This window comes from Microbispora sp. CSR-4, from assembly GCF_008033685.1.
Classification (GTDB): Bacteria; Actinomycetota; Actinomycetes; order Streptosporangiales; family Streptosporangiaceae; genus Microbispora.
The window spans coordinates 68,383-91,199 of record NZ_VJVX01000015.1 but is presented as its reverse complement, the minus strand read 5'-3'; the positions used below and the strand labels follow the sequence as shown (position 1 = coordinate 91,199).

Annotated in this window: 19 protein-coding genes and 1 tRNA gene; 12 read left to right on the top strand and 8 right to left on the bottom strand. The window is 70.9% G+C overall.

Annotated features, from left to right (window positions below):
* Positions 1–264: 264 nt before the first annotated feature.
* Together FLV34_RS14150 and FLV34_RS14145 are read left to right on the top strand one after the other, a co-directional pair.
* On the top strand, positions 265–1,755 hold the full coding sequence (locus FLV34_RS14150; protein ID WP_142649177.1) for a hemolysin family protein: 1,491 nt from the start codon (positions 265–267) through the stop codon (positions 1,753–1,755).
* A complete protein-coding gene (locus tag FLV34_RS14145) occupies positions 1,752–2,756 on the top strand; it encodes a CNNM domain-containing protein (RefSeq protein WP_147943306.1) in 1,005 nt (334 codons plus the stop codon). Before FLV34_RS14150 ends, FLV34_RS14145 begins: the two co-directional genes overlap by 4 nt.
* A 786-nt stretch (positions 2,757–3,542) precedes the next feature.
* Here FLV34_RS14145 and FLV34_RS14140 read toward each other — a convergent pair.
* A tRNA-Leu gene (locus FLV34_RS14140) sits at positions 3,543–3,625 on the bottom strand.
* Positions 3,626–3,782: 157 nt separating this feature from the next.
* Here FLV34_RS14140 and FLV34_RS14135 point away from each other — a divergent pair.
* From FLV34_RS14135 to pknB, 7 genes are all read left to right on the top strand, one after another.
* Positions 3,783–4,523, top strand: a complete 741-nt coding sequence (locus FLV34_RS14135) for a DUF3662 and FHA domain-containing protein (RefSeq protein WP_079313435.1) — start codon at positions 3,783–3,785, stop codon at positions 4,521–4,523.
* 17 nt (positions 4,524–4,540) lie between these two features.
* A complete protein-coding gene (locus tag FLV34_RS14130; protein WP_142619148.1) occupies positions 4,541–5,005 on the top strand; it encodes an FHA domain-containing protein in 465 nt (154 codons plus the stop codon).
* Positions 5,002–6,276 (top strand): Stp1/IreP family PP2C-type Ser/Thr phosphatase, encoded by a 1,275-nt coding sequence (locus tag FLV34_RS14125; protein ID WP_142649175.1) that lies wholly within the window; start codon positions 5,002–5,004, stop codon positions 6,274–6,276. The genes FLV34_RS14130 and FLV34_RS14125 overlap by 4 nt, the downstream gene beginning before the upstream one ends.
* Positions 6,277–6,302: 26 nt before the next feature.
* Positions 6,303–7,649 (top strand): FtsW/RodA/SpoVE family cell cycle protein, encoded by a 1,347-nt coding sequence (locus FLV34_RS14120; protein WP_147943305.1) that lies wholly within the window; start codon positions 6,303–6,305, stop codon positions 7,647–7,649.
* A complete protein-coding gene (locus FLV34_RS14115) occupies positions 7,646–9,106 on the top strand; it encodes a penicillin-binding protein 2 (protein WP_142649173.1) in 1,461 nt (486 codons plus the stop codon). Before FLV34_RS14120 ends, FLV34_RS14115 begins: the two co-directional genes overlap by 4 nt.
* A gap of 7 nt (positions 9,107–9,113) precedes the next feature.
* Positions 9,114–10,667 (top strand): serine/threonine-protein kinase, encoded by a 1,554-nt coding sequence (locus FLV34_RS14110; RefSeq protein WP_142649172.1) that lies wholly within the window; start codon positions 9,114–9,116, stop codon positions 10,665–10,667.
* 67 nt (positions 10,668–10,734) lie between these two features.
* Positions 10,735–12,657, top strand: a complete 1,923-nt coding sequence (gene pknB / locus FLV34_RS14105) for a Stk1 family PASTA domain-containing Ser/Thr kinase (protein ID WP_142649171.1) — start codon at positions 10,735–10,737, stop codon at positions 12,655–12,657.
* A 429-nt stretch (positions 12,658–13,086) separates the two neighbouring features.
* On the opposite strand, the gene FLV34_RS14100 is transcribed toward pknB, so the two are convergent.
* Positions 13,087–13,665, bottom strand: coding sequence for an aminodeoxychorismate/anthranilate synthase component II (locus FLV34_RS14100; RefSeq protein WP_147943304.1), 579 nt, complete (start codon positions 13,663–13,665; stop codon positions 13,087–13,089).
* Positions 13,666–13,860: 195 nt separating this feature from the next.
* On the opposite strand from FLV34_RS14100, the gene FLV34_RS14095 reads away from it, so the two are divergent.
* Entirely contained in the window at positions 13,861–14,106 is a 246-nt protein-coding gene (locus FLV34_RS14095; protein WP_142619141.1) for a cell division protein CrgA, read from the top strand.
* Positions 14,107–14,384: 278 nt separating this feature from the next.
* On the opposite strand, the gene FLV34_RS14085 is transcribed toward FLV34_RS14095, so the two are convergent.
* Positions 14,385–15,119 (bottom strand): SDR family oxidoreductase, encoded by a 735-nt coding sequence (locus FLV34_RS14085; protein ID WP_142649169.1) that lies wholly within the window; start codon positions 15,117–15,119, stop codon positions 14,385–14,387.
* A gap of 118 nt (positions 15,120–15,237) precedes the next feature.
* Here FLV34_RS14085 and FLV34_RS14080 point away from each other — a divergent pair, with 118 nt between their 5' ends.
* A complete protein-coding gene (locus tag FLV34_RS14080; protein WP_142649168.1) occupies positions 15,238–15,951 on the top strand; it encodes a TetR/AcrR family transcriptional regulator in 714 nt (237 codons plus the stop codon).
* Here FLV34_RS14080 and FLV34_RS14075 read toward each other — a convergent pair.
* On the bottom strand, positions 15,944–16,807 hold the full coding sequence (locus FLV34_RS14075) for a rhomboid family intramembrane serine protease (protein WP_147943303.1): 864 nt from the start codon (positions 16,805–16,807) through the stop codon (positions 15,944–15,946). The two genes, FLV34_RS14080 and FLV34_RS14075, sit on opposite strands and share 8 nt — an antisense overlap.
* Before the next feature lie 123 nt (positions 16,808–16,930).
* The gene (locus FLV34_RS14070; protein WP_142649166.1) at positions 16,931–17,464 is read right to left on the bottom strand and encodes a peptidylprolyl isomerase; all 534 of its coding nucleotides are present in this window, start codon (positions 17,462–17,464) and stop codon (positions 16,931–16,933) included.
* 152 nt (positions 17,465–17,616) lie between these two features.
* Between FLV34_RS14070 and FLV34_RS14065 the strand changes: the two genes are divergently transcribed.
* The gene (locus FLV34_RS14065) at positions 17,617–18,105 is read left to right on the top strand and encodes a hypothetical protein (protein ID WP_147943302.1); all 489 of its coding nucleotides are present in this window, start codon (positions 17,617–17,619) and stop codon (positions 18,103–18,105) included.
* Positions 18,106–18,321: 216 nt separating this feature from the next.
* Here the strand turns inward: FLV34_RS14065 and FLV34_RS14060 are convergent, their stop codons facing one another.
* The 3 genes from FLV34_RS14060 to FLV34_RS42410 form a co-directional block, all read right to left on the bottom strand.
* On the bottom strand, positions 18,322–20,592 hold the full coding sequence (locus tag FLV34_RS14060) for an ATP-binding domain-containing protein (RefSeq protein WP_147943301.1): 2,271 nt from the start codon (positions 20,590–20,592) through the stop codon (positions 18,322–18,324).
* Between the two features lie 465 nt (positions 20,593–21,057).
* Complete coding sequence (locus FLV34_RS14055; protein ID WP_142649163.1) at positions 21,058–22,233, bottom strand: zinc-dependent alcohol dehydrogenase; 1,176 nt, start codon at positions 22,231–22,233, stop codon at positions 21,058–21,060.
* Complete coding sequence (locus FLV34_RS42410) at positions 22,230–22,700, bottom strand: hypothetical protein (protein WP_142649162.1); 471 nt, start codon at positions 22,698–22,700, stop codon at positions 22,230–22,232. The genes FLV34_RS14055 and FLV34_RS42410 overlap by 4 nt, the downstream gene beginning before the upstream one ends.
* Positions 22,701–22,817: the final 117 nt, after the last annotated feature.

Here is a 22,817-nt window from a genome sequence, read left to right as displayed (position 1 = left end):
CGTCGGCCACGTGAACCCCCAGCCCTCAACATGCTTGCGACTGCTTTGTCGGCATCGGCGGAAGTCTTTGCCGATGCGCCCCCATCTTCACGGTACCCAGACGGCTTCTAAGCAGTCGGTAAAGGCTGCCGGGAAACACAGGAGAGATTCCAGCCGTTACGGTGGTATACCACTACACGAAAGGATCGTCGTGTCCGTTCCGGACCCCTGGAGTACCTGCCCGTGCACAGGCACGGGATCTCATGATCGCATGGCGAGCGCCCGATGAGCGCCGCTTTGGGCCTCCTGGCCGTTCTCCTTCTGACCCTGGCCACCGGATTCTTCGTGGCGCAGGAGTTCGCATTCGTCGCCGCGGACCGCGGCACTCTCCGTGAGCAGGCGTCGGCCGGTGACGCCGCGGCGCGCCGGGCGCTCGACATCACCGGACGCCTGTCGTTCATGCTCTCCGGCGCACAGCTCGGGATCACCGTCACCACCCTGCTGGTGGGCTTCATCGCCCAGCCGGCGATCGCCGACCTGCTACGCGGCCCCCTGGAGGCCGCCGGGCTGCCCGGCTCGGCCGTTCCGGGTGTGGCGGTGGCCCTCGGGGTCGCGATCGCCACGGTCGTGCAGATGATCCTCGGCGAGCTGGCCCCCAAGAACCTCGGCATCGCGCGGCCCAACGACGTCGCGAAGTTCCTCTCCCGCCCGACGCACGTCTATCTCGTGGTCGCCGGGCCGCTGATCCGCCTGTTCGACGCCGCCGCCACCCGGCTCGTGCGCCTGTTCGGCATCGAGCCCGTCGAGGAGCTCGAACACGGCGCGACCCCCGAGGAGCTGTCGCGCATCGTGACCGAGTCGGCCGCGGCCGGCGAACTGCCGCCCCGGCTCGCCGACATGCTGGAGCGGGCGCTGGAGTTCGGCGACCGCACCGCCGAGGACGTCATGGTCCCCCGTCCGCGTGTGGTCTCGCTGCGCGCCGAGTGGCCGATCGGCGAGTTCCTCGACGCCCTGCGCACCCACGGCCACTCCCGCTATCCGGTGCTGGGCACCGACGCCGACGACGTCGTCGGGGTGGCCGGGCTGCCCGAATATCTGAAGGCGGGCTGTCCCTCCGACGGGCTCGTCGGCGGCATCACCCACGCGCCGCTGCTCGTCCCCGCGACGCTGCCGCTGCCCGAGCTGCTGCGGCGGATGACCTCCTCGGGTGAGACGTTCACCTGCGTGATCGACGAGTACGGCGGCCTGGCCGGCGTCGTGACGCTGGAGGACCTGGCCGAGGAGCTCGTCGGCGAGCTGGTGGACGAGAACGACCCCGAACCCCTCGGCGTCGTACGGCAGGGCGAGGGCGTCTGGGACGTGCCGGGCACCCTCCGCCTCGACGAGGTCGAGCGCGCCACCCACATCCGGCTGCCCGAGAGCGAGGACTACGAGACCGTGGCCGGGCTCGTCCTCGCGCTCCTCGGCCGGATGGCCGAGCCGGGCGACCGGGTCGTCTCCCCGCTCGTCCCCGAGCCCCATCTCTTCGACGACGAGGGCGACGAGGCCGAGCGGGCCGTGCTCACGGTCCTGAGCGTGCGCCGCCGCGTCCCCGAGTGGGTGCGGGTGTCGACGGAGACGTCGGCGGACGCGCAGGCCCAGGAGTCCGCGGACGCGGATGCGGACGCCGGTGAGCCGCCCGGCCGGGAGAAGACCCGCGCTGCGGCCCGCGGCTCGGGCGGCGTCGACTACGCCACCGAGCTGTTCTCCGCGCTGTTCCAGGGCAGGCCCGCATGAGCGCTCTCACCGGTGTTCTGCTCGGCGTCGTCCTGCTCGCCGTCAACGGGTTCTTCGTCGCGGCCGAGTTCGCCCTGGTCTCCGCCCGCCGCCACCGGCTGGAGGAGATCGCCGTCAGCGGCGGCCGGATGGCCAAAATCACGGCCCGCGCCGCGGTCAGGGGCGGGCGCGAGCTGTCGCTCATGCTCGCCGGGGCTCAGCTCGGCATCACGCTGGCCTCCCTGGGCCTCGGCATGGTCGCCGAGCCCGCCATCGAGCACCTCCTGGAGCCCGTCCTCACGCTGCTGCCCGAGTCGCTGCGCACCCCCGTGGCGTACGTCGTGGCGCTCGCCCTGGTGACGTTCCTCCACATGGTCGTCGGCGAGATGGCGCCCAAGTCGCTGGCGCTCACGCACCCCGAGCGCGCCGCGATGGGGCTGGCGCTGCCGTTCCGCGGCTTCGCCTGGGTCGTCCGCCCGATCCTGGCCCTGCTGAACGCGATGACCAACGGCATCCTGCGGCTGGCCGGCGTGCGGCCCCGCGACGAGCTGGCCACCACCCGCACCCCCCGCCAGCTCGCCATGCTGGTCGCGGAGTCGGGCCGGATGGGCATGCTCGACCGCGACGAGCACGACCTGCTCATCCGCGCGCTGCGGGTCCACTCCCAGCCGGTCGAGCGGCTGATGGTGCCCGTCGGCGAGGCGCTCTCAGTGCCCGAGAACGCCGATGACGTGCTCGTCCGCTGTACGGCCGCGCGCGGGGGCGGCCTGCGCATGCTGGTCGTCACCCCCGACGACGTGGTCGGCGTGCTCCACGTGCGCGACGCTGTCCTCCAGCCGGGGCGCAGGGCCGGCGAGCTGGCGATCCCCGTCCCCCGCATGGCGAAGGACACCACGATCTCCGACGCCGTGACCCTGCTGCAGGAGGTCCGCGCGCAGCTCGGGCTCGTCACCGACACCGAGGGCACGCCCGTCGGTGTGATCGATCTCACCACTCTGGTCGGCGAGCTGCTCGCCGCCTGATTCGTGATTCGGCGCGGCGCGCCCACTCGTGTGAGCGGGCGCGCCGGGCCCGGACGACACGCCCGTCGCGTGCTCGTCGGCGTCGGGCCGCTCACGCACCAGGCGCAGCCCGGCCAGGTCGTCGGTTCGGCACGGCGCGGCCCGCTTCGTTGCGGCACGACCCGCTCTTGTGCGGCTCGGTCCCGCTTGTGGCGGTTCGGTCCCGCTTGTGGCGGCACGGGCGCTTTTGTGGCGGCACGGCCCTGCCCCCGCGCCCGCGACGTCACCCGGCATCTCCCACCGCGAGACGTCCGCGCCCACGAACTGGGACAGAAGGTAAAGGTCGCTCCCTGCAAGCGCGGGGAAAGTGGTTTGAAAGCCGGTCTCCTGAGAATGTGCAGTGCGCGACGGAGGGGCCCCGATCTTCGGGGCCCTCGCCGCGACATCGCCAGGAGGGCCCGCGCCGTACGGGCCGGGACGGGAGGCCGGACGTGGACGCTTCGCTCGCGATCAGGCGAGGTGGCCCGTCCGCCCCGGGATCGCGGGGGGTGATCCCCTCCGGTGGTGCAAAGAAAAAGCCCCGCCGGGCGGAAGATTCTCCTCCTGCCGAGCGAGGTTGCTCACGTGTCCGAAGGTCCCAGGGAGCCGCCCGTCGGAGTGACATTCAGAAGAAGCCCCGCTGGGCTGCTGACACCCGAGGTGGCCCGTCTGGCCGGGGGTTCCAGGGGGTTGTCCCCCTGGGCGGCACAAAGAGAAAGCCTCGCGGGAAGGAAGCTTCGCTTCCGACCAGACGAGGCTGCTTTCTCGTGGGCAAGGGGGGAGTTGAACCCCCACGTCCTCTCGGACACACGGACCTGAACCGTGCGCGTCTGCCATTCCGCCACTTGCCCTTGCGGTTGGCCCCCATCTCTGGGTGCCTGGAAAGGTTAGCACGTATCCGCCCGTGCTTACGAACCCGGATACGATCCTTCTAAACGACGATGCGAAGGAGCTCAGTGCAGCACCGGAGCGATCGCGACCGTAGTGGCATTGGAAGGGAGGGATCCGGTGGGAGTCCTTCAGCGCTTCGAGCGCCGGCTCGAAGGGTTGGTTGAAGGGGCCTTCGCGCGGGCGTTCAAGTCTGATCTCCAGCCGGTCGAGGTTGCCAGCGCCGTGCAGAGGGAGATGGACGAGCGCGCCGCGATCGTCGCTCAGGGTCGCACGCTCGTGCCGAACGACTTCGTGGTGGAGCTGTCGACGACCGACAGCGAACGGCTGGAGGTGTACGCCGACAGCATCAGCCACGAGCTCGCCACTCTCGCCCGTGAGTACGCCAAGGAACAGGGCTACTCGTTCGTCGGGCCGGTGCGGGTGCGTTTCGAGACCGCAGACGACCTCGCCGTCGGGCTCTTCCGCATCCGTTCGGGTGTGATCAGGGGCGCGACGGTGGAGCAGGACGAGATCCGTCAGCCCCCGAGCGACCTGCCCGCCAGCCGTCCCAGCGCGTTCCAGGGCCGCCCCCGGCTGCTCGTCTCCACCCAGGACGACCCCCAGGGCCAGCGGTCGTACGAACTGACCACACCGGTCACTTTGCTGGGCCGCGGGACCGATTGTGATCTTCGGCTGGTGGATCCGGGCGTATCACGGCATCATGCCGAGCTAAGAGTGGAAGGACCACAGGTCGTGCTCGTGGACCTGGGGTCGACCAACGGCACCTTCGTCAACGGCCAGCCGGTCCGCAGGATCGAGATGCAGGACGGGACGAGGGTGACGCTCGGCCGCACGACACTGGTGTTCAGGCGCGATTAGAGGTAGACAAACGGTCCATGTCCGAGCTAACGCTGCTGCTGATCCGGCTCGCCTTCCTGGCGGTGCTGTGGTTCTTCGTGATCGCCGCGGTCGGCGTCATCCGGACAGACCTGTTCGGTCCGCGTACGGCTCCCGCGCCCGCACGCAAACCGGTCAAGCAACCCCGATCGGTTTCCAAGCCCAAAAAGGGCGAACCCCGCCAGCTGATCGTCACCGGTGGCCCCCTGCAAGGGACCATCATCAACCTCACGGAGACGCCAATCACCATCGGCCGGGCGAACGACGCCACGCTGGTTCTCAGCGACGACTACGCTTCGAGCCGGCACGCCCGGCTCTTTCCTCAGGACGGCCAGTGGATCGTGGAGGATCTCGGCTCCACGAACGGCACGTACCTCGAACGCTCGAAAGTGACCCGCCCGACCCCGGTGCCCCTCGGAGTTCCGATCCGCATCGGCAAGACCGTCATCGAATTGCGCAAATGACCATCGCACTCCGCTACGCCGCTCGCTCGGACGTCGGGCTCCTCCGTGAAGGCAACGAGGACTCGGCGTACGCCAGCGGCCGCCTGCTGGCCGTCGCAGACGGCATGGGCGGGCATGCTCACGGCGAGGTGGCCAGTTCGGTCGCCATCGCCGCACTGTCGTCCCTCGACCGGGACGCCTTCGGCAGTGATCTGCTCAGCGCCATCGAGGCGGCGGTCCGGGACGCCAACCACCAGTTGCACGCGATGGTGGCCCGGGACCCCAGCCTCAAGGGCATGGGCACCACGCTCACCGCGATGCTCTGGAGCGGCTCGCGCTTCGCCCTGGTCCATGTGGGCGACTCCCGGGCGTACCTGCTCAGGAACGGCGAGCTGTACCAGATCACGCACGACCACACGCTGGTGCAGTCGCTGGTGGACGATGGGCGGATCACCCAGGAGGAGGCCGCCAACCATCCCCAGCGTTCGATACTGCTGCGCGCGCTGGACGGCAGCGGCGAGGTCGATCCCGACCTGCAGGACCGGGAGGCCCAGGTGGGCGACCGTTACCTGCTGTGCTCGGACGGTCTCTCCACCGTGGTCAGCGCCGAGACCCTGCACCACACCCTGAGCACGATCGACGATCCCGAGGATGTCGTCCGGCAGCTCATCGACCTCGCCAACCGGGGCGGCGGGCCGGACAACATCACCTGTGTGGTCGCCGACGTGATCGAGGTGGACGACGTGCAGCCGCCCGCGGGAACGGCGGCGGTCGTCGGCGCGGCCGGCTCCGGCCGGATCCGCTCGGCGCCGCCCGACACCCCCGCGGGCCGGGCCACGACCGTGACCGCGCCCCAACCCGTGATCATCGACGACGACCTGGACGACGAACCCGCGCGTGAGGCCCAGGCCTCCGCGCGGCGTTCGCGCAAGGGCCGATCGGGCCCGAAGGTGGCCGTCGGGGTGCTGGTCGTCGCCGCCGCGCTCGGGGCCGGGGGCTATTTCGGCTACCAGTGGACCCAGAGCCAGTTCTACATAGGCGCCAAGGGGGACGAGCTCGTCGTGTTCCAGGGCGTCGACGCGGAGGTCGGGCCGGTGTCCTTCAAGAAGGTCGCCTACACCGACCACGTACGCGTCTCGTCGCTGCCTGCGGTGCAACAGGACCAGGTCCGCAGCGGCATCCCGGTCGACGACCTGCAGGCAGGGATATCCAAGATCAAGAGCTTCGGCGACTCGGCGGCCCCCAAGGCGGACGCCGAGTCGACGCCGACCCCCACGAGGTCCAGTAAGTGACTGCTGTCGAAGCCACGCCCGTACCGATGACCGCGAAGAGGCGCGGCGCCCAGCTGGGCATGCTCGCCTTCGCCGTGCTGATCGTGATGGGCGCGTACGCCAGCGTCGGGCTCGGGATCAACGGCAAGGTCCCGTCCGGCATGCTCGGCTACGGCCTCGGCCTCGGCGGTCTGATGCTCGCGGCCTACCTGGTGCTGGCCAAGTGGGCACCCTGGGCCGATCCCCTTCTGCTTCCCCTCGTGACGCTGGTGAACGGCATCGGTCTGGTGATGATCTACCGGATCGAGCTGGCCGGGGAGCATCTCGCCTCGGCGGCGAACCAGCTCATGTGGACGGCGCTCGGCGTGGTGATGTTCTCCGCGACACTGATCGCGTTGAGGGACCACCGCGTCTTGCAGCGCTTCACCTACACCGCCGGCTTCGCCGGCATCGCGCTGCTGGTGCTGCCGATGCTGCCCTTCATCGGCAGGGAGATCAACGGCGCGCGCATCTGGGTCGGCATCGGCCCCTTCAGCATCCAGCCCGCCGAGTTCGCCAAGCTGGCCCTGGTCGTCTTCTTCGCGGGATATCTGGTCGCCAAGCGCGACGTGCTGGCTCTGGCGGGCCGCCGCCTGCTGTTCATCGACCTGCCCCGCGCCCGCGACCTCGGTCCCGTCCTCATCACCTGGGGAATCAGCCTCGGCGTCCTGGTGATGCAGAAGGACCTCGGCAGCTCGCTGCTGCTGTTCGGCGCGTTCGTCGCGATGCTCTACGTCGCGACCCAGCGCACCTCGTGGGTGCTCATCGGCATCCTGCTGTTCGTCGGCGGCGCCTTCCTCGCCGGGCAGATCTTCAGTCACGTCGAGGCCCGCTTCAACGTCTGGCTGCACGCCGAGGACCCCGCGCTGTACGACGCGGGCGGCGGCAGTTTCCAGCTCATGCAGGGCATGTTCGCCATGGGCTCGGGCGGCATCCTCGGCACCGGCCTCGGGCAGGGGTACCCGTACAAGGTCCCGCTGTCGTTCTCCGACTTCATCTTCACGGCGACGGGCGAGGAACTCGGTCTCACCGGCCTGATGGCCATCCTCATGGTTTACGCGCTCATCGTCGAGCGGGGGCTGCGCACCGCGCTGGCCGCCCGCGACCCGTTCACCAAGCTGCTCGCGGGCGGCCTGTCGTTCATCCTCGCCTGGCAGATCTTCATCATCGTCGGCGGCGTGACCCGGCTGATCCCGCTGACCGGTCTCGTGACGCCGTTCATGTCCGCCGGAGGCTCGGCGCTGCTGGCCAACTGGATGCTCATCGCCCTGCTCGTACGGATGTCCGACGCGGCCCGCCGGCCGCCGCCGCAGGCGATCCAGGACGAGGGACTGACCCAGGTGATGCAGCGATGAACAGCCCGCTCAAGCGTGTCGCCGTGGCCTGCCTGCTCATGTTCGGCCTGCTCATGGCCAACGTGACCTACTTGGGCTCGGTGAAGGCCGAGGGCCTGCGCAACGACTCGCGCAACGTGCGCATGTTGTTCAACCGCTACAACATCGACCGGGGCTGGATCACGGCCGACAACGGCAAGACGACGCTGGCCAAGACGGTGGACACCGGCGACAAGCAGTTCCGGTTCGAGCGGGAGTATCCGCTCGGCAAGCCGTTCACGCACGTCGTCGGCTGGTTCGCGCCGGAGAGCGCCTCGGGCATCGAGGCCGCCATGAACCGCTACCTCGACGGCAGCCACCCCGACCTGGTGGTCCGCCGGGCCATCGACCTGGTCAGCGGCAAGCCGGCCAAGGGCGCGAGCGTCGACCTCACCCTGAACACCAAGGCCCAGGAGGTCGCGTACAAGGACCTGGCCGGCACCGGCAAGCGCGGCGCGGTCGTCGCGCTCGAACCGAAGACCGGCAAGATCCTGGCGATGGTGTCGGTGCCGTCGTACGACCCGAACCCGCTGGCCAAGGCGAACAAGGACACCGTCAACAAGGCCTACAACAAGCTGAACAAGGACGACAACAAGCCGCTGCTCAACCGGGCCATCAACCTGACGTTCGCCCCGGGGTCCACGTTCAAGACGGTCACCTCGGCGGCCTACCTCAGCGAGGACACCTCGCGCGACGAGAACACGCAGGTCGACGCGCCCGACGCGCTGCCGCTGCCGGGCACGAACATCTCGCTGCCCAACTATCACGGCGAGTCGTGCGGCGGCCGGGCGACGCTGGTGCAGGCGCTCACCATCTCCTGCAACACGCCGTTCGCGATCATGGGCATGGACGTCGGCTACGACAAGCTCAAGGAGCAGGCCGAGAAGTTCGGGGTCGGCCAGCCGCTGAAGATCCCCATGGAGGTCGCGCCCAGCGACATCGGCCCCGACGAGGGCAAGGCGGCTCTCGCCAAGACCGCGATCGGCCAGCAGAGCAACCAGATGACCCCGCTGCAGATGGCGATGGTCGCGGCCGGCATCGCCAACCAGGGCACGGTCATGAAGCCGTACCTGGTCAACAAGATCATGGGGCCGGACGGCGCGGAGATCGACGGGACCGACCCCGAGGAGCTGGACGAGGCCGTCACGCCCGAGGTGGCCGGTGAGCTGACCAAGATGATGATCAGCGTCGTGGAGCACGGCACCGGCGGCGCGGCCAGGATCCCCGGCATCACCGTGGCGGGCAAGACCGGCACGGCGGAGACCCTGCCGGGCAAGCCGTCGCACGCGTGGTTCATCTCCTTCGCCCCGGTGGGTGACGACCCGAAGGTCGCCGTGGCGGTCTTCGTGGAGTCGGGCAGCGCAGGCAACGACGCGACCGGCGGCGCGGTGGCCGCGCCGATCGCGCACGACGTCATGCAGGCGGTGCTCGGGCGGTGACCGACACATGACCGACACCGTGCTCGGTGGCCGATATCGGCTGATCTCCCCCATCGCCGCGGGCGGCATGGGCGAGGTCTGGCGGGCCGAGGACGAGCTGCTCGGCCGGGAGGTGGCGATCAAGCTGCTCGGCCGCCACGTCGCGGGCGACGCCACCTTCCGCGACCGGTTCCGCTCCGAGGCCAGGATCACCGCCGGCCTGACCGATCCGGGCATCGCCCAGGTCTTCGACTACGGCGAGAGCGACGGCCTGGCCTACCTCGTGATGGAGCTGGTGCGGGGCGAGCCGCTGTCGGCCATCCTCGCCCGCAACGGCGCGCTCGGCCCCGACGTCACGCTCGACGTCGTCGAGCAGACCGCCCGGGGCCTGTACGCGGCCCACCGGGCCGGTGTGATCCACCGCGACGTCAAGCCGGGCAACCTGCTCGTCACCGGGACCGGCCAGGTCAAGATCACCGACTTCGGCATCGCCCGTGCGCTGGAGGCCGCGCCGCTGACCGCGACCGGCACCATCCTCGGCACCGCCCAGTATGTGAGCCCGGAGCAGGCGTCCGGCACCACGCTCACCCCGGCGAGCGACATCTATTCGCTCGGGGTGGTGGCCTACGAGTGCCTCGCGGGCCGGCCGCCGTTCACGGCGGAGACCGCGGTGGCGCTCGCGCTGCGGCACCTCAACGACACGCCTCCGCCGCTGCCAGGAACGGTGCCCGCTCCGGTGGCGGCTCTCGTGACGGCCATGCTCGCCAAGGACCCCGCCACGCGGCCGGAGACGGGGCCGGTGCTCCTCGACAGGGTGCGGACGCTGCGCGACGCCCTCGCGGGCACGGGCCCCTCGACGGCGGCCCTCGGCTCGCTGACCGACCCCCAGGGCTTCCCGGCGGCGGGCGGCGCGGGCCGTACGACGCCTCCGGCCACGCCCGGCCTGACGGCGCCCCTGGGCGAGCCCGAGGGCGCCGGCACACCGCGTCCTGGAGCCACGGGCTCGCGTCCGGGCTCCGCCGCTCCGCGTTCCGGCTCCACCGCGCCGCTGGGCCCGGTCACGCCCGTGACGCGGAGGGCGCCCGCGGGCGCCCCCGCCGCCCGTACGCGACGCCCCGGCGGCCCCGAGGGAACCATGGGACCCACGGGACCCGTGGGCGGACGGCGCCGCCGGACGACCCTGCTTCTCGTGACGGCGGGCTGCGCCGCCGCGGTCGGCATCGGCGTTCTGGCCTTCACCGCGGCCCACACCGGCGAACCGCCGCAGGACCCCGGTCAGACGGTCGCGCCGCCCGCCTCACCGGCCCCCTCGCCGTCGCCGAAGCCGTCGTCGGCACGTTCGTACAGGTCAGAGATTCCACGGTCGCAAACGCCGACCACTCCGGCGGCGTCGGACGAGCCGAGCGCCGTTCCGTCGGCTACCGTAAGCACGTCGGCATCAACCCAGACGCCCACACCGGCTTCGTCCCCGACCTCGACCTCGACCCCTACTCCGACGTCCACCCCGGCCACGGAACCCAGTGAGACTCCGCCCCCTACGGAGGCCCCACCCGACACGAACCCTCCGGATGAGGGGGAGTGATGAGCACAGGGGTCGATGATGGAGACCGGTGGCACCCCACGATGAACGGCAAGGGACAGTGCAGGAAATGACTCAGCCACGACTTCTCGGCGGACGCTACGAGCTGGATGGCGTCGTGGGGCGTGGCGGCATGGCCGAGGTGTATCGCGCCCGGGACATCCGGCTGGACCGTGTCGTCGCCATCAAGACGCTCCGCTCCGATCTCGCCAGGGACCACACGTTCCAGGCGCGCTTCCGGCGTGAGGCGCAGTCGGCCGCCTCGCTCAACCACCCGTCGATCATCGCCGTGTACGACACCGGCGAGGACATGATGGACGGCACGCCGGTGCCGTACATCGTGATGGAGTTCGTGGACGGGCGGACGCTGCGCGACCTGCTGCGCGCGGACCGGCGGCTGCTGCCCGAGCGGGCCATGGAGCTGGTGGACGGCATCCTGCGGGCGCTCGACTACAGCCACCGGGGCGGCATCGTCCACCGGGACATCAAGCCGGCCAACATCATGTTGACGGTCAACGGCGAGGTCAAGGTCATGGACTTCGGCATCGCCCGGGCGATGGCCGACTCCGCCGCCACGATGACCCAGACCGCGCAGGTGATCGGCACCGCGCAGTACCTGTCCCCCGAGCAGGCCCGCGGCGAGCGCGTGGACGCCCGCAGCGACATCTACTCGACCGGCTGTGTGCTGTACGAGCTGCTCACCGGCCAGCCGCCCTTCACCGGGGACTCCCCCGTGGCGATCGCCTACCAGCACGTGCGGGAGGACCCCATCCCGCCGTCGCGGATCGACCCCGAGATCCCGCAGTGGGCCGACGCGATCGTGCTCAAGGCGATGGCCAAGGACCCGGTCCAGCGCTACCAGAGCGCCGCGGAGATGCGCGGCGACATCCAGCGGGCGCTGTCGGGCATGCCGGTCGACCCGCAGACGATGGCGATGGCCACCCAGCAGTACAACGGGTATGGCGGGGCCGACCGCACGCGGACGATGACCACGGCCGGCGGCGCGCCCATGACGCAGAGCACCCGCGCCATCCCCGACTACGAGTACGCCCGCGAGGAGCGCGGCGGCGGCCGATACGACGGACGGCGGCGCAGCGGCGGCGGCAACACCGCGCTGAAGACCGCCCTGTGGATCCTCATCCCGCTGGTGGTGATCGGCGCCATGATCGGCGTCGGCTACGCCTTCCTCGGGTCCGGCGGCTCCTCCGCCGCCGACCAGGTCCAGGTGCCGTCGGTGACGAACCAGACGAAGGCGGCGGCCAAGCAGGCGTTGGAGGCGGCCGGGTTCAAGGTCGCGTTCGGGCCGGAGGAGTTCAACGGCGACGTGCCCAAGGGCGCCGTCGTGAGCACCGACCCCGCCGGAGGTGAGCAGGCCGACCGCGGGGCCACGGTCACCGTCATCGTGTCCAAGGGCGAGGAGAAGGTCACCGTCCCGGACGACCTGATCGGCAAGTCGCCCGAGGAGGCCAGGGCCGAGCTGGAGGCGCTGGAGCTGAAGGTCAGCATCGTGCCGAAGGCCTCCGCCAAGGAGCAGGGCAAGGTCTTCGACAGCAACCCCAAGCCGGGCGAGAAGGTCGCGAAGGGCGCCCTGGTGCGGCTGTACGTGCCTCTGGAGATGACCGAGGTCCCGAGCGTCGTCGGCTACACGCTCGAGGACGCGACGCAGATGCTGAAGAGCGCCGGCTTCAAGGTCAAGACGTCGCCGCAACCGAGCGACGTGGTGGCCAAGGGCAACGTGATCGACCAGTCGCCGCAGGCGGGGGCCAAGGCTAACCCCAACACCACGATCACGCTGACGGTCTCCACCGGCCCGTCGCAGGAGCAGCCGCCGACCAACGACCAGCCCAACAGCGACCCGCCGTCGGACGACACCGGCGACGGCGGCGACACCGGGGACGGCGGCGGCGACCCCAACGACCCCAACAACGGGGACGGCGGCGGCGTCCAGATCGGCCCGCCCGGCGACGGCGGCGACAACCCGTTCGGCAACTAGCACGAGACGAGCGGACGGCGGTCACTGCGAGGCGGTGGCCGCCGTCGGCGTTTCGGCCAATGTGGCCCGGAAAGCGGCCCGGTGAGCGGCTGCCCGGCGTCGCTCAGCGGCCGGGGTCTTCCGCAGGACCATCGTTTCGGCGAGCGGCCCGGATCAGGCGCCGGCTCGGCGACCGGGGACCTTTCGCACGGGGATCAACGGCCCTGCGAGCGGCCTGGATGGGGCGTCGGCGTGGACGGGACCGCGGCCTCCCGGCGAGCGCGACCTCCCGGCGTCTCCGGTCACCTGGCCGACCTCTGCCGACCCCTGCCGACCCCTGCAGACCCTTGCCGGCCGTGGGAGAGGTGCCGGACATGAGGAAGGGCTTCCGCCACTCGGGGGCAATGGCGGAAGCCCTCACTCTTCTAGTCGTAACGAGAGCGGAAAGCGTTACACAATCTGCGCGAGCCAATTTCCGAGCAACCGATGACCATGCTCGGACACCACCGACTCGGGGTGGAACTGCACGCCCTCGATGGGGGCGTCGCGGTGGCGCAGGCCCATGATGACGCCGTCCGGGGTGGTGGCCGTCACCTCCAGCGTGTCCGGCACGGTGCCGGGGACCACGGCGAGCGAGTGGTAGCGCGTCATCGTGACCGGAGACGGGAGCTCCCGGAACACGCCCCGCCCGTCGTGGGAGATCAGGCTGGTGCGGCCGTGCATGAGCTCGGGCGCGCGGTCCACCGCGGCGCCGTACGCCACGGCGATGGCCTGATGACCGAGGCAGACCCCGAGCAGCGGCAGGCCGCGCCCGGCGCAGTGCCGTACGAGGGGCACCGACACCCCGGCGGCCTCCGGCGTGCCGGGTCCCGGCGACACGAGCACGGCGTCGAAGGCGTCGGCGTCGCCCACGGTGACGTGGTCGCGCGGCCGTACGTCGCAGTCCGCGCCCAGGCCGCGCAGGTACTGCACGATCGTGTGCACGAAGCTGTCGTGATTGTCGACCACGAGCACCCGGATCGGGCTCATAGCTGTCTCCCGCTTCGCCGGGGTGGCTGGGTGTGCCAAGCGGAAATCGGACTTTCAGCGTACGGCAATCCCGCATGGGGGATCGCCCGGCGGGGCCCGCGCCGACTATCCTTGCTCGGGACTTCACCGCCACAGCGATTACGCTATTGACACCAGCCCGCACGACCGCGCGGGTACCCACCAGGAGAAGCTCCCGTGCCCAAGTCGAAGACCCGCAAGAAGGCCGTATACACGCCGCCGCAGAAGGCGCAGACGGTGAAGGTCAGCCCCCGCTGGCTCGCCCCCGTCATGGTGGCCTGCTGGATCATCGGTATCGCCTGGATCGCGATCTACTACATCGCGCCGAGCGTTCCCGGTATCTCCGCTCTGGCGAACTGGAACCTGCTGATCGGTTTCGGACTCATCATCGTCGGCGTCGTACTGTCGACGAAGTGGCGTTAGGCCGCTTTCTTAAAATTCTTTCCACAGCCTTTATCCACAGCCTGTGGGCAGCAGAATGAGCGGCCCTCTGACGGGTTTGCGCCGGGCTCGGGCCGGGCGGTGAATTGCCCGGCCCGGCGCGGGAATCGTCAGCTCCGGCCGAGCATCTCGGCGGTGAGGATGTTCCCGCCGAGGCCCCAGCCGCCGTCAGGCACCTCTTCGAGCAGGACCAGGGTGGTCGCCCGGTGTTCTCGGACCGGAATGCGGCGGCGAGGTACGGCGGAGGACTGCGGCCGGGGTCAGACGATGCCGCCGTTCGCGCGCACGACCTGCCCGTTGACCCAGTGCCCCGCGGGGCTCGCCAGGAAGGCGACGACCTCCGCGATGTCCTCGGGGGTGCCGAGCCGTTCGAGCGGGGGCTGCTTGGCCATCCGCTCGATCGTGGCTTCGTCCTTGCCCTCGAAGAACAGCTCGGTGGCGGTCGGGCCGGGCGCCACCGCGTTGACCGTGATCTGCCGCCCTCGCAGCTCACGGGCGAGCACTAATGTCATCGCCTCGACAGCGCCCTTGCTGGCGACGTACGCCCCGTAGGCAGGCAGTTGCAGGCCGACGACGGACGTGGACATCGTGATGATCGTGCCGCCGTCGCGCACGCGGCGCGCCGCCTCCCGCGCGATGACGAAGGTGCCGCGGATGTTGGTGCGGTGCAGGGCGTCCAGATCGTCGAGATCGAGGTCGGCGATCGGGGACAGGGTCAGACGCCCCGCCGAGTTGACGACGACGTCGATCCCGCCGAACTCCTTCTCCGCCGCGTCGAACATCGCCGCGACCGCGTTCTCGTCCGCGACGTCGGCCTGGGCGGCGATCGCCCGGCCGCCGGCCGACGTGACGGCGTCGACCACCTCGGCCGCGGCCGAGGCCGCTCCCTGGTATCCCACGACGACGGCGAAGTCGCGCGCCGCCAGCGTCGTCGCGATCGCCCGGCCGATGCCGCGGGAGCCGCCGGTGACGACGGCCACGCGCTGAGCACTCATTGGAGACCCCCCCTTGGCTTCCAATATCATTGATAGGAGGTAGCCATATCGGCGTTACGAAGGCGACGTTAGCACGACCGCAATATCGGCGCTAGTAAAATTTCGTATCATCGATTACATGACAGGCGCGGACACCCTACATGCGGCGATGATCGAGGCCGCCGAGAAGCAACTGGCGACGTCCCCGGACAGCGACATCGCCACGCGGGCGGTCTGCGAGGCGGTCGGCGTGACCCAGCCCGTGCTCTACCGGCTGTTCGGCGACAAGCGAGGGCTCCTCGACGCCGTCGCCGACCACGGATACGAGCGCTACGCCGCGATCAAGGCCGCGCAGGAGCAGACGGCCGACCCGGTCGACGACCTCCGGGCCGGCTGGGACGGTCACATGGCGTTCGCACGGGAGAACCCCGCCCTCTATCGGCTCATGTTCACGCCCCGGCCATGGTCCCGGTCCACGGCTCGCGACCGGGTGTTCGAGCTGCTGGAGGCGACGCTCGTGCGGTGCGCGGCGATCGGCGCGCTGCGGGTGGATCCACCGGTCGCCGCCCGGCTGATCATGTCCGCGTGCGTCGGGACCGCCCTCGACCACCTCGCGAATCCGGAGCTCTTCGACGACCCCGCGCTGTCTCACCGCATGCGCGACGCCGTGTTCGCGCATGTGCTCACCGAGACGACCACGCGGGAGGACGCCGATCCCCTCCGCGAGGCCGCGCTGCGCCTGCGCGCGCAGCTCGACCTCGCCGGCACCGACGCCCTTGAGCCGGCCGAAACCGCCCTGCTGCGGCGCTGGCTCGACCGCATCACGCGGCCCGGCGCGGGAAGCGTCAGGTGAACGCGCCCTGCAGCAGCCCGTACGGCGGGAGCGTGGTGACGGTCAGGACCAGCGCCACCAGCACCGCGGCGGCGACCCCGGCCTGCACGAGGGTGCGGTTGCGCTGTGGCGCGTAGGCGAAGCCGGCGGCGATGATCGTGCCGGTCACGAGCCCGCCGAGATGGCCCTGCCAGCTGACGCCCGGCACGACGAACGTGATGACCACGTTGATGCCGATCAGCCACAGGACGCCGCGGGCGTCGTAGCCGAGCCTGCGGGCGACGACGAACAACGCGCCGAACAGGCCGTAGATGGCGCCGGAGGCGCCGACGGCCGACGTGCCGAACAGATAGATGGCGACCGAGCCGCCCAGCGCCGACAGCAGGTAGAGCGCCGCGAACCGGCCCGAGCCGAGCCTGCGCTCCAGCTCCGGGCCCAGCGCGTAGAGCGCCCACATGTTGAACAGGATGTGCCAGAACGACGGCGGCGGGGAGTGCAGGAAGGCGCTGGTGATCAGCCGCCACCACTCGCCCATGTGGACCCCGAGCGACCACATCGCGAACCGCTGGATGACCTCGTCCGGGCGCAGGACCTCGGCCGCGTACGCGAGCACGTTGAGGATCAGCAGGGTCCACGTGACGCGGGGCGCGGCCACGGCGGCGCCGCCGAACGTCGCCTGGGCCTGCCGCACCTCGCGGTTGCCCTCGCGGACGCACTCGGGGCACTGGTGACCGACCGCCGCGTCGTGCATGCAGTCGGGGCAGATCGGGCGCTCGCAGCGCTGACAGCGGACGTAGGTCTCGCGGTCGGGGTGCCGATAGCAGGTGGGCACGGCTTGCGCCCCCGGCTGCGGGGGCGGCGGAGGCAGGGAGGTCATGGGGTCCTTCCTTGGCGGGTCCCTTGGTGGGGGCGCATCCACCAGCCAGCCTATAAGCCGGAGACGCCCCGGCCGCGTGTTCGCGGGGGCCGGGGCGTCTCCAGAGCGCCGGACGGAGCGGCGTCAGGACCGCTCGATGGTGACCTCTTCGAGGACCACGTCGTTCACGGGCCTGTCGTTGCGGCCGGTGGGGGTCTTGGCGATCGCGTCGACCACCTCGGTGCCCTCGATCACCTCACCGAAGATCGTGTGGCCCTGGTTGAGGTGCGGCTGCGGGCTCACCGTGATGAAGAACTGGGAGCCGTTGGTGCCCTTGCCGAACCGCTTGCCCGCGTTCGCCATGGCGAGCAGGTAGGGCCGGTTGAACTGGTTCTCCGGGTGGATCTCGTCGTCGAAGCTGTAGCCGGGGCCGCCGACGCCCTGCCCGAGCGGGTCGCCGCCCTGGATCATGAAGCCGTTGATGACACGGTGGAAGATCGTGCCGTCGTAGAGCTTGGTGTTGGTCTGCTTCTCACCGGTCTCCGGGTGGGTCCACTCCCGGGTGCCCTCGGCGAGCTCGACGAAGTTGCGCACGGTCTTCGGCGCCTTGTTGGGGAAAAGCTGGACGCGGATCGTGCCGTGGTTCGTGCGCAGATTCGCGATGAGGTTGTCAGCCACGAGGGCCGCCCCCTTTGGTTGCTCGTGTTAGTTGTCCGGTGAACAGGGTATCGAGCATGCCTTCAAGCACCGTTCGTGATTGAGCCACAACCATCCGGGAAGGGGTCGTTCCGGGGCCCCGTCGATTGGGGAGGTTGATCGTGTCCCTGACAATGAACAGAAGGCGTCGCGCCGAGGTGGTCATCCCGCAGACGTGGCTGACCAGGATGAAAGACCAGGCGATGAAGGCCAGTGGGCGGATGAGTCCGGTGGCGGAGAGCGCACGCGATCTCGCGTCGCACCGGCTCGAGGACGCCAGGGTCTGGGCGGCGCCGAAGCTCGACCAGGCGGCGCAGTCGGTCGAGGAGCAGATCGCTCCGATCGTGAGCGCGTTCCTGGCCGAGTTGGCCCGCAGGATCGACGTGACCAGCACCAGGAGGCCCCGCCGGCGCTGGCCCGTCGTCGCGCTGCTCGGCGGCGTCGCCATCGGCGCGGTCGGTGTGGCGATGTATCGGAACAACGCCCAGCGCTGGACCGAGACCATGCGGGAGAGCATGCGGCACACCGGCTCCGACGCCAGCAAGTGGGTCGGAGACAAGGCCGAGGACGCCGGTGAGAAGGCCGACAAGGCCGCCGACGAGATCTCGGGAAAAATGCCTTAGCACGTCCCTCACAGCCACCCGGCACGGCCGGCGTTCCCCCAACGCCGGCCGTGCTGTGTCTCCCGCGTCGCTCATCGGGGCGCTGTGATCCGCCGGGGTCGCGCCGAGGGCGCGTGATGAACGCCTCCCTCGTCGCGCCTGGTCGCCGTGTTCGTTCGCCTCGCTTTGCTCGGCTGCCCGGGACGCCCTCAGGCCGGGTCTTCCCTCGTCGCGTGTCTAGGGGGCCGGGGCCTCCAGGCGGTGCAGTACGGCGGGGAGGCGGTCCTCGTAGACCACGGTGAGCCGCCGGGTCGCCCGGGTGATGGCGACATAGAGGTCCTGGCCGCCCTGCGGCGACTGACGCAGGATGCCCTCGGGGTCCACGACCACCACGGCGTCGAACTCCAGGCCCTTCGAGCCGCGTACGGTGAGGACGGCCACGGGGCTGTCCAGGGGATCGACCGCCTCGGGGAACAGCGCGGCGACCTCCGCGTGCCGGGCGTCCGGCGCGACGACGCCGACCCGCCCCTCCCCGATCTCGCGCAGCTCCGACTCCACCAGCAGCCGCAGGTCGGTGCCGTCCGCGGGCACGGCGCGGGGGCGGGCGCCGCCGGACCTGACCGACTCGGGCGGCTCCTCCCCGGGCGCGACGGCCCGCAGCACGTCGGCGGCGACCTCCATGATCTCGGCCGGTGTCCGGTAGTTGACCAGCAGGCGCTCCTCCCGCCAGCGTCCCTTCACGTACGGGTCGAGCATCTCGCCCCACGACCGCGCGCCCGCCGCCGAGCCGGTCTGGGCGATGTCGCCGACGCCCGTCGGGGGGCGGGCCGGGCCCCGCCGCATCACCGTCCGCCAGGCCATCGCCGACAGCTCCTGCGCCTCGTCCACGATCACGTGCCCATACGCCCAGGTGCGGTCGCGGCCGGCCCGGTCGGCCGTCGTCACGTACGGCCCGTCGTCGCGGTTGCGGCCGGCCAGCAGGGCCGCGTCGAGCACCGGATCGACGTCGGTGATCGTCAGGACCTCCCGCGCGTACAGTTCCTCCTCGCGGCGCTCGTCCTCCGCGCGGCGACGCCGGGCCCCCGCCCCGTAGTCGTACGCGCCGAGCAGCTCGGCGGCCTCGTCGAGCAGGGGGACGTCGCCGACCGTCCACGGCGCCTCGCGGGGCCGCAGCAGGAGCGCCAGCTCCTCCTCCGTGAGGTGGGGCACGGCCGCCGCGCGCAGCCGTTCCTCGTCCGACAGGAGCTCGCGGACGAGCCGCTCGGGAGTGATCTCCGTCCACAGGGCGTCGAGCGCGTCGCGCACCGACCGGTGCTCCCACAGGGTGGTGGCGGCATACTCCAGGTCGCCGTCCTCAAGCGGCCGGTCGAGCCGCTCCGCCTCGTCCCACGCGAGCGCCCGCAGCATCTCGTCCACGAACGTCCAGCGGGCGATGTTGTGCTGCCGCCGCAGGCCGCGGGCGCGGTCGCGGGCCCGCAGGCACGTGGCGTGGTCGACCCGCAGCGTCATCTCCTCGACCACGACCTCCACGCCGCCGCGCACCGACGTGCGGACGGGGATCTTCACCTCCAGGTCGCCCTCGGGCACCCGCTCGCGGTCGCGGACCGCCCCTTCGATCACCTCGGCCATGCGCGGGTCGCCCTTGACGACCGCGACGGCCGGCTCGTCCTCGGCGGTGGCCCGCACCCCGGGGTGGAGCCCGCCCATGCTCGTCAGCACCACCTGCGTCTCGCCCAGCGCGGGCAGCACCTGGCTGATGTAGCGGGAGAACGTCGCGTTGGGGCCGATGACGAGCACGCCGCGCCGTTCCAGCGTGTCGCGGTAGGTGTAGAGCAGGTACGCCGCCCGGTGCAGCGCGGCGACGGTCTTGCCCGTGCCCGGCCCGCCCTGCACGACGAGCGCCCCCGCCAGGCCCGAGCGGATCACCCGGTCCTGCTCGCGCTGGATGGTGGCGACGACCTCGCCCATGCGTCCGGTGCGGCCACGGCGCAGCGCCGCGAGCAGCGCGGCCTCGCCGACGAGCGTACGGCGGTCTCCGTCGGCCATCCGGTCGAGGTCGAAGACCTCGTCGTCGATGCCCACGACCTCGCGATATCGGGTGTGCAGGTGGCGGCGGCGTACGAGCGGGCCCGGGTCGCCGGGGGTGGCGACGTAGAAGGGGCGGGCGGCGGGGGCCCGCCAGTCGACGAGCACGGACGTGTGATCGTCGTCGCGCAGCCCGATGCGGCCGACGTAGAGGGTCTCGCCCTCGGCGTCGTCGACGCGCCCGAAGCACAGGCCGCGTTCGACGGCCGACAGTTGCGCGAGGCGGCGGGCATGTTCGGCCGCCGCCGCCTCCCGTTCCACGACGGCCTGCCGGGTGCCCGTGCCGCCCCGGGCCAGGACTTCCCGCATGCCGCGCTCGGCCCGTTCCCGGGCGACGTCGAGGCGGCCGTACAGCATGGAGACGTAGGACTGTTCGATCCGCAGGGCCTCGGCGCGAGCGGACTCGGATTGACGGTCACCCATTCCTGTGATAAACTCCTAGTGAGAGCGTCTGACTTTCAGATGATCGGGAATCTCTCACTATACGGCACTCGCGCTTCTGTGGCGTGTTCATGCCTGCGTCCGCTCCGGTCGGAGTGGACTTTTTGTTTTTCACGGGACCTTTGTGGCTGAAGTGAGTGAAGTCGCGTCTTTCCTGGGTAACCGGGAAGCGGCGCGATCGGCGGGACGCATTGCCACATTCCATCCGAATCCGCATCGCGCCATGGTCAACCGTCGCGCGGCGCGGGACGTCTTTGGAAACAAGGAGGCCCGGATGGACGTCCTCGAGAGCCTCGTGGACGACGAGCTCCGCCTGGAGCTCGTCCTCATCGAGGCACTGCATCACGAGGCGGAACGGCTGGCCGCCCCGGCCGTCCGCTGAGATCAGCGCCCGCCGCCTCACAGGGAGGCGGCGGGCGCCCTCTCACGCGTCAGGCCGACGGCGCGTCAGGCCCAGGGGCGGAAGACGGCGCGGACGCAGCCGTCCTTCTTGTGCTTGAACAGCTCGTAGCCCTTGGGCCCCTCGTCGAGCGTCATGACGTGCGTCGCGAGGTAGGAGGTCTTCAGGTCCCCCTTCGCGATGCGGTCGAGAAGCTTCGGGATGAACCGCTGGCCGTGCTGCTGCGCGCCGCGCAGCGTGAGGCCCTTGTTCATCAGCGCGCCGAGCGGGAACTTGTCCACGAAGCCGGCGAAGACCCCCAGCACGAACACCGAGCCGCCCGTGCGGCAGGCGTGGATCGCCTCCCGCACCGCGATCGGGCGGTCCTGCTCCAGGCGGAGCTGCTGCTTGATCCCGTCGTAGACGCGCTGGATCCCGGTGCTGTCGGCTTCCATGCCGACGGCCTCGACGCACACGTCCGGGCCCCGGCCGCCGGTGCGTTCGCGCAGCTCGGCCGTGACGTCGGTGCTCGTGTAGTCGATCACCTCGCAGCCGACGTGGCGGGCGGTCATGGCCAGCCGTTCCGGATAGCGGTCGATCGCGATGACCCGCTCGGCGCCGAGGAGCATGGCGGCCCGGGCGGCCATCTGACCGACACCGCCGCACCCCCACACCGCGACCACGTCTCCCGGCTTCACGCCGCCGAGCTCCGCGCCCATCCAGCCCGTCGGGGCCGCGTCGGAGGCGAACAGGGCGTCGAGGTCCGAGACGCCCTCGGGGATGGTGAACGCGTTGTAGTCCACGAAGGGCACCCGGATGTACTCGGCGTGGCTGCCCCGGAAGCCGCCCATCGCATGGGAGTAGCCGTAGATGCCGGCGGTCGTGCCGCCCCACATGAGGTCCGTGATGCCCGGCGAGGGGTTGCTGTTCTCGCACAGCGACCACTCGTCGTGACGACAGGCCCAGCAGCGGCCGCATCCGATGATCGAGCAGACCACCACCCGGTCGCCCGGCCGGTGCCGGCTCACCTCGGGGCCGACATCGACGATCTCGCCGATGAACTCGTGCCCGATGACGTCGCCGGCCCGCATGGCCGGGATGTAGCCGCCGAGCAGGTGAAGGTCGGAGCCGCAGGTGGTGCTCGCCGTGACCTTCACGATCGCGTCCTGGGCGTTGAGGATCGCGGGGTCGGGCACCTGCTCGACCGACAGCTCGTTCACGCCCTGCCAGCACAGCGCCTTCACAGCCGCCCTCCTTCCGCCGCGCGTCCCAGCGCCATGTCGAGGACCTTGCCCGGCAGGGTCGGCCGGGTCGTCTCCATCTCCTCGTCCGAACGCAGCACGTCGCCGGTCTCCAGCAGCGACTTCGTCTCGCGCAACGCCGTACGGATCTCGGTGCGGGGGTCCTCCCCGCCACGCAGCCGGGCGAGGGTGCCGGGCCGCTGTGCCCTGGGCCGGGCGTAGAGTTCGGTCCCCCGGTCGCCGGGTGCCCGGTTCATCCGCACCTCGGCGTCCATCCGGCCCAGCGGCTCGGGCAGATGCCCGCCCGGTGCGACCTCGTCCGGCGGACGGTTGATCGTGATGCCCAGCCAGCGGCTGGACTCCAGCGGGTCCTTCGCCGCGCCCGGCACCCGGCCACGCGAGGCCGCCCATCGCGCCATCCCCAGGCCGGCGGCCGCGAGCGCCGCCGCTCCGGCAACGAGACGTTTCATGGCTTCGCCCCTTCCACGGCCGACTTCCTCGGGTGCTACCCCCGCTCATGGGCTCTATCCCGCCCACGGCGGGCATGTGATGAGGAGTTGGACGCCAGGTGACGATCCACGACAAAG

Coding starts and splice junctions, on each gene's coding strand:
- FLV34_RS14080 (WP_142649168.1), top strand. CDS start 15,238: ATGACAGGCGCGGACACCCTACATGCGGCGATGATCGAGGCCGCCGAG.
- pknB (WP_142649171.1), top strand. CDS start 10,735: ATGACTCAGCCACGACTTCTCGGCGGACGCTACGAGCTGGATGGCGTC.
- FLV34_RS14060 (WP_147943301.1), bottom strand. CDS start 20,592: ATGGGTGACCGTCAATCCGAGTCCGCTCGCGCCGAGGCCCTGCGGATC.
- FLV34_RS14075 (WP_147943303.1), bottom strand. CDS start 16,807: ATGACCTCCCTGCCTCCGCCGCCCCCGCAGCCGGGGGCGCAAGCCGTG.
- FLV34_RS14120 (WP_147943305.1), top strand. CDS start 6,303: ATGACCGCGAAGAGGCGCGGCGCCCAGCTGGGCATGCTCGCCTTCGCC.
- FLV34_RS14125 (WP_142649175.1), top strand. CDS start 5,002: ATGACCATCGCACTCCGCTACGCCGCTCGCTCGGACGTCGGGCTCCTC.
- FLV34_RS14110 (WP_142649172.1), top strand. CDS start 9,114: ATGACCGACACCGTGCTCGGTGGCCGATATCGGCTGATCTCCCCCATC.
- FLV34_RS42410 (WP_142649162.1), bottom strand. CDS start 22,700: ATGAAACGTCTCGTTGCCGGAGCGGCGGCGCTCGCGGCCGCCGGCCTG.
- FLV34_RS14100 (WP_147943304.1), bottom strand. CDS start 13,665: ATGAGCCCGATCCGGGTGCTCGTGGTCGACAATCACGACAGCTTCGTG.
- FLV34_RS14085 (WP_142649169.1), bottom strand. CDS start 15,119: ATGAGTGCTCAGCGCGTGGCCGTCGTCACCGGCGGCTCCCGCGGCATC.
- FLV34_RS14130 (WP_142619148.1), top strand. CDS start 4,541: ATGTCCGAGCTAACGCTGCTGCTGATCCGGCTCGCCTTCCTGGCGGTG.
- FLV34_RS14115 (WP_142649173.1), top strand. CDS start 7,646: ATGAACAGCCCGCTCAAGCGTGTCGCCGTGGCCTGCCTGCTCATGTTC.
- FLV34_RS14145 (WP_147943306.1), top strand. CDS start 1,752: ATGAGCGCTCTCACCGGTGTTCTGCTCGGCGTCGTCCTGCTCGCCGTC.
- FLV34_RS14065 (WP_147943302.1), top strand. CDS start 17,617: ATGAACAGAAGGCGTCGCGCCGAGGTGGTCATCCCGCAGACGTGGCTG.
- FLV34_RS14150 (WP_142649177.1), top strand. CDS start 265: ATGAGCGCCGCTTTGGGCCTCCTGGCCGTTCTCCTTCTGACCCTGGCC.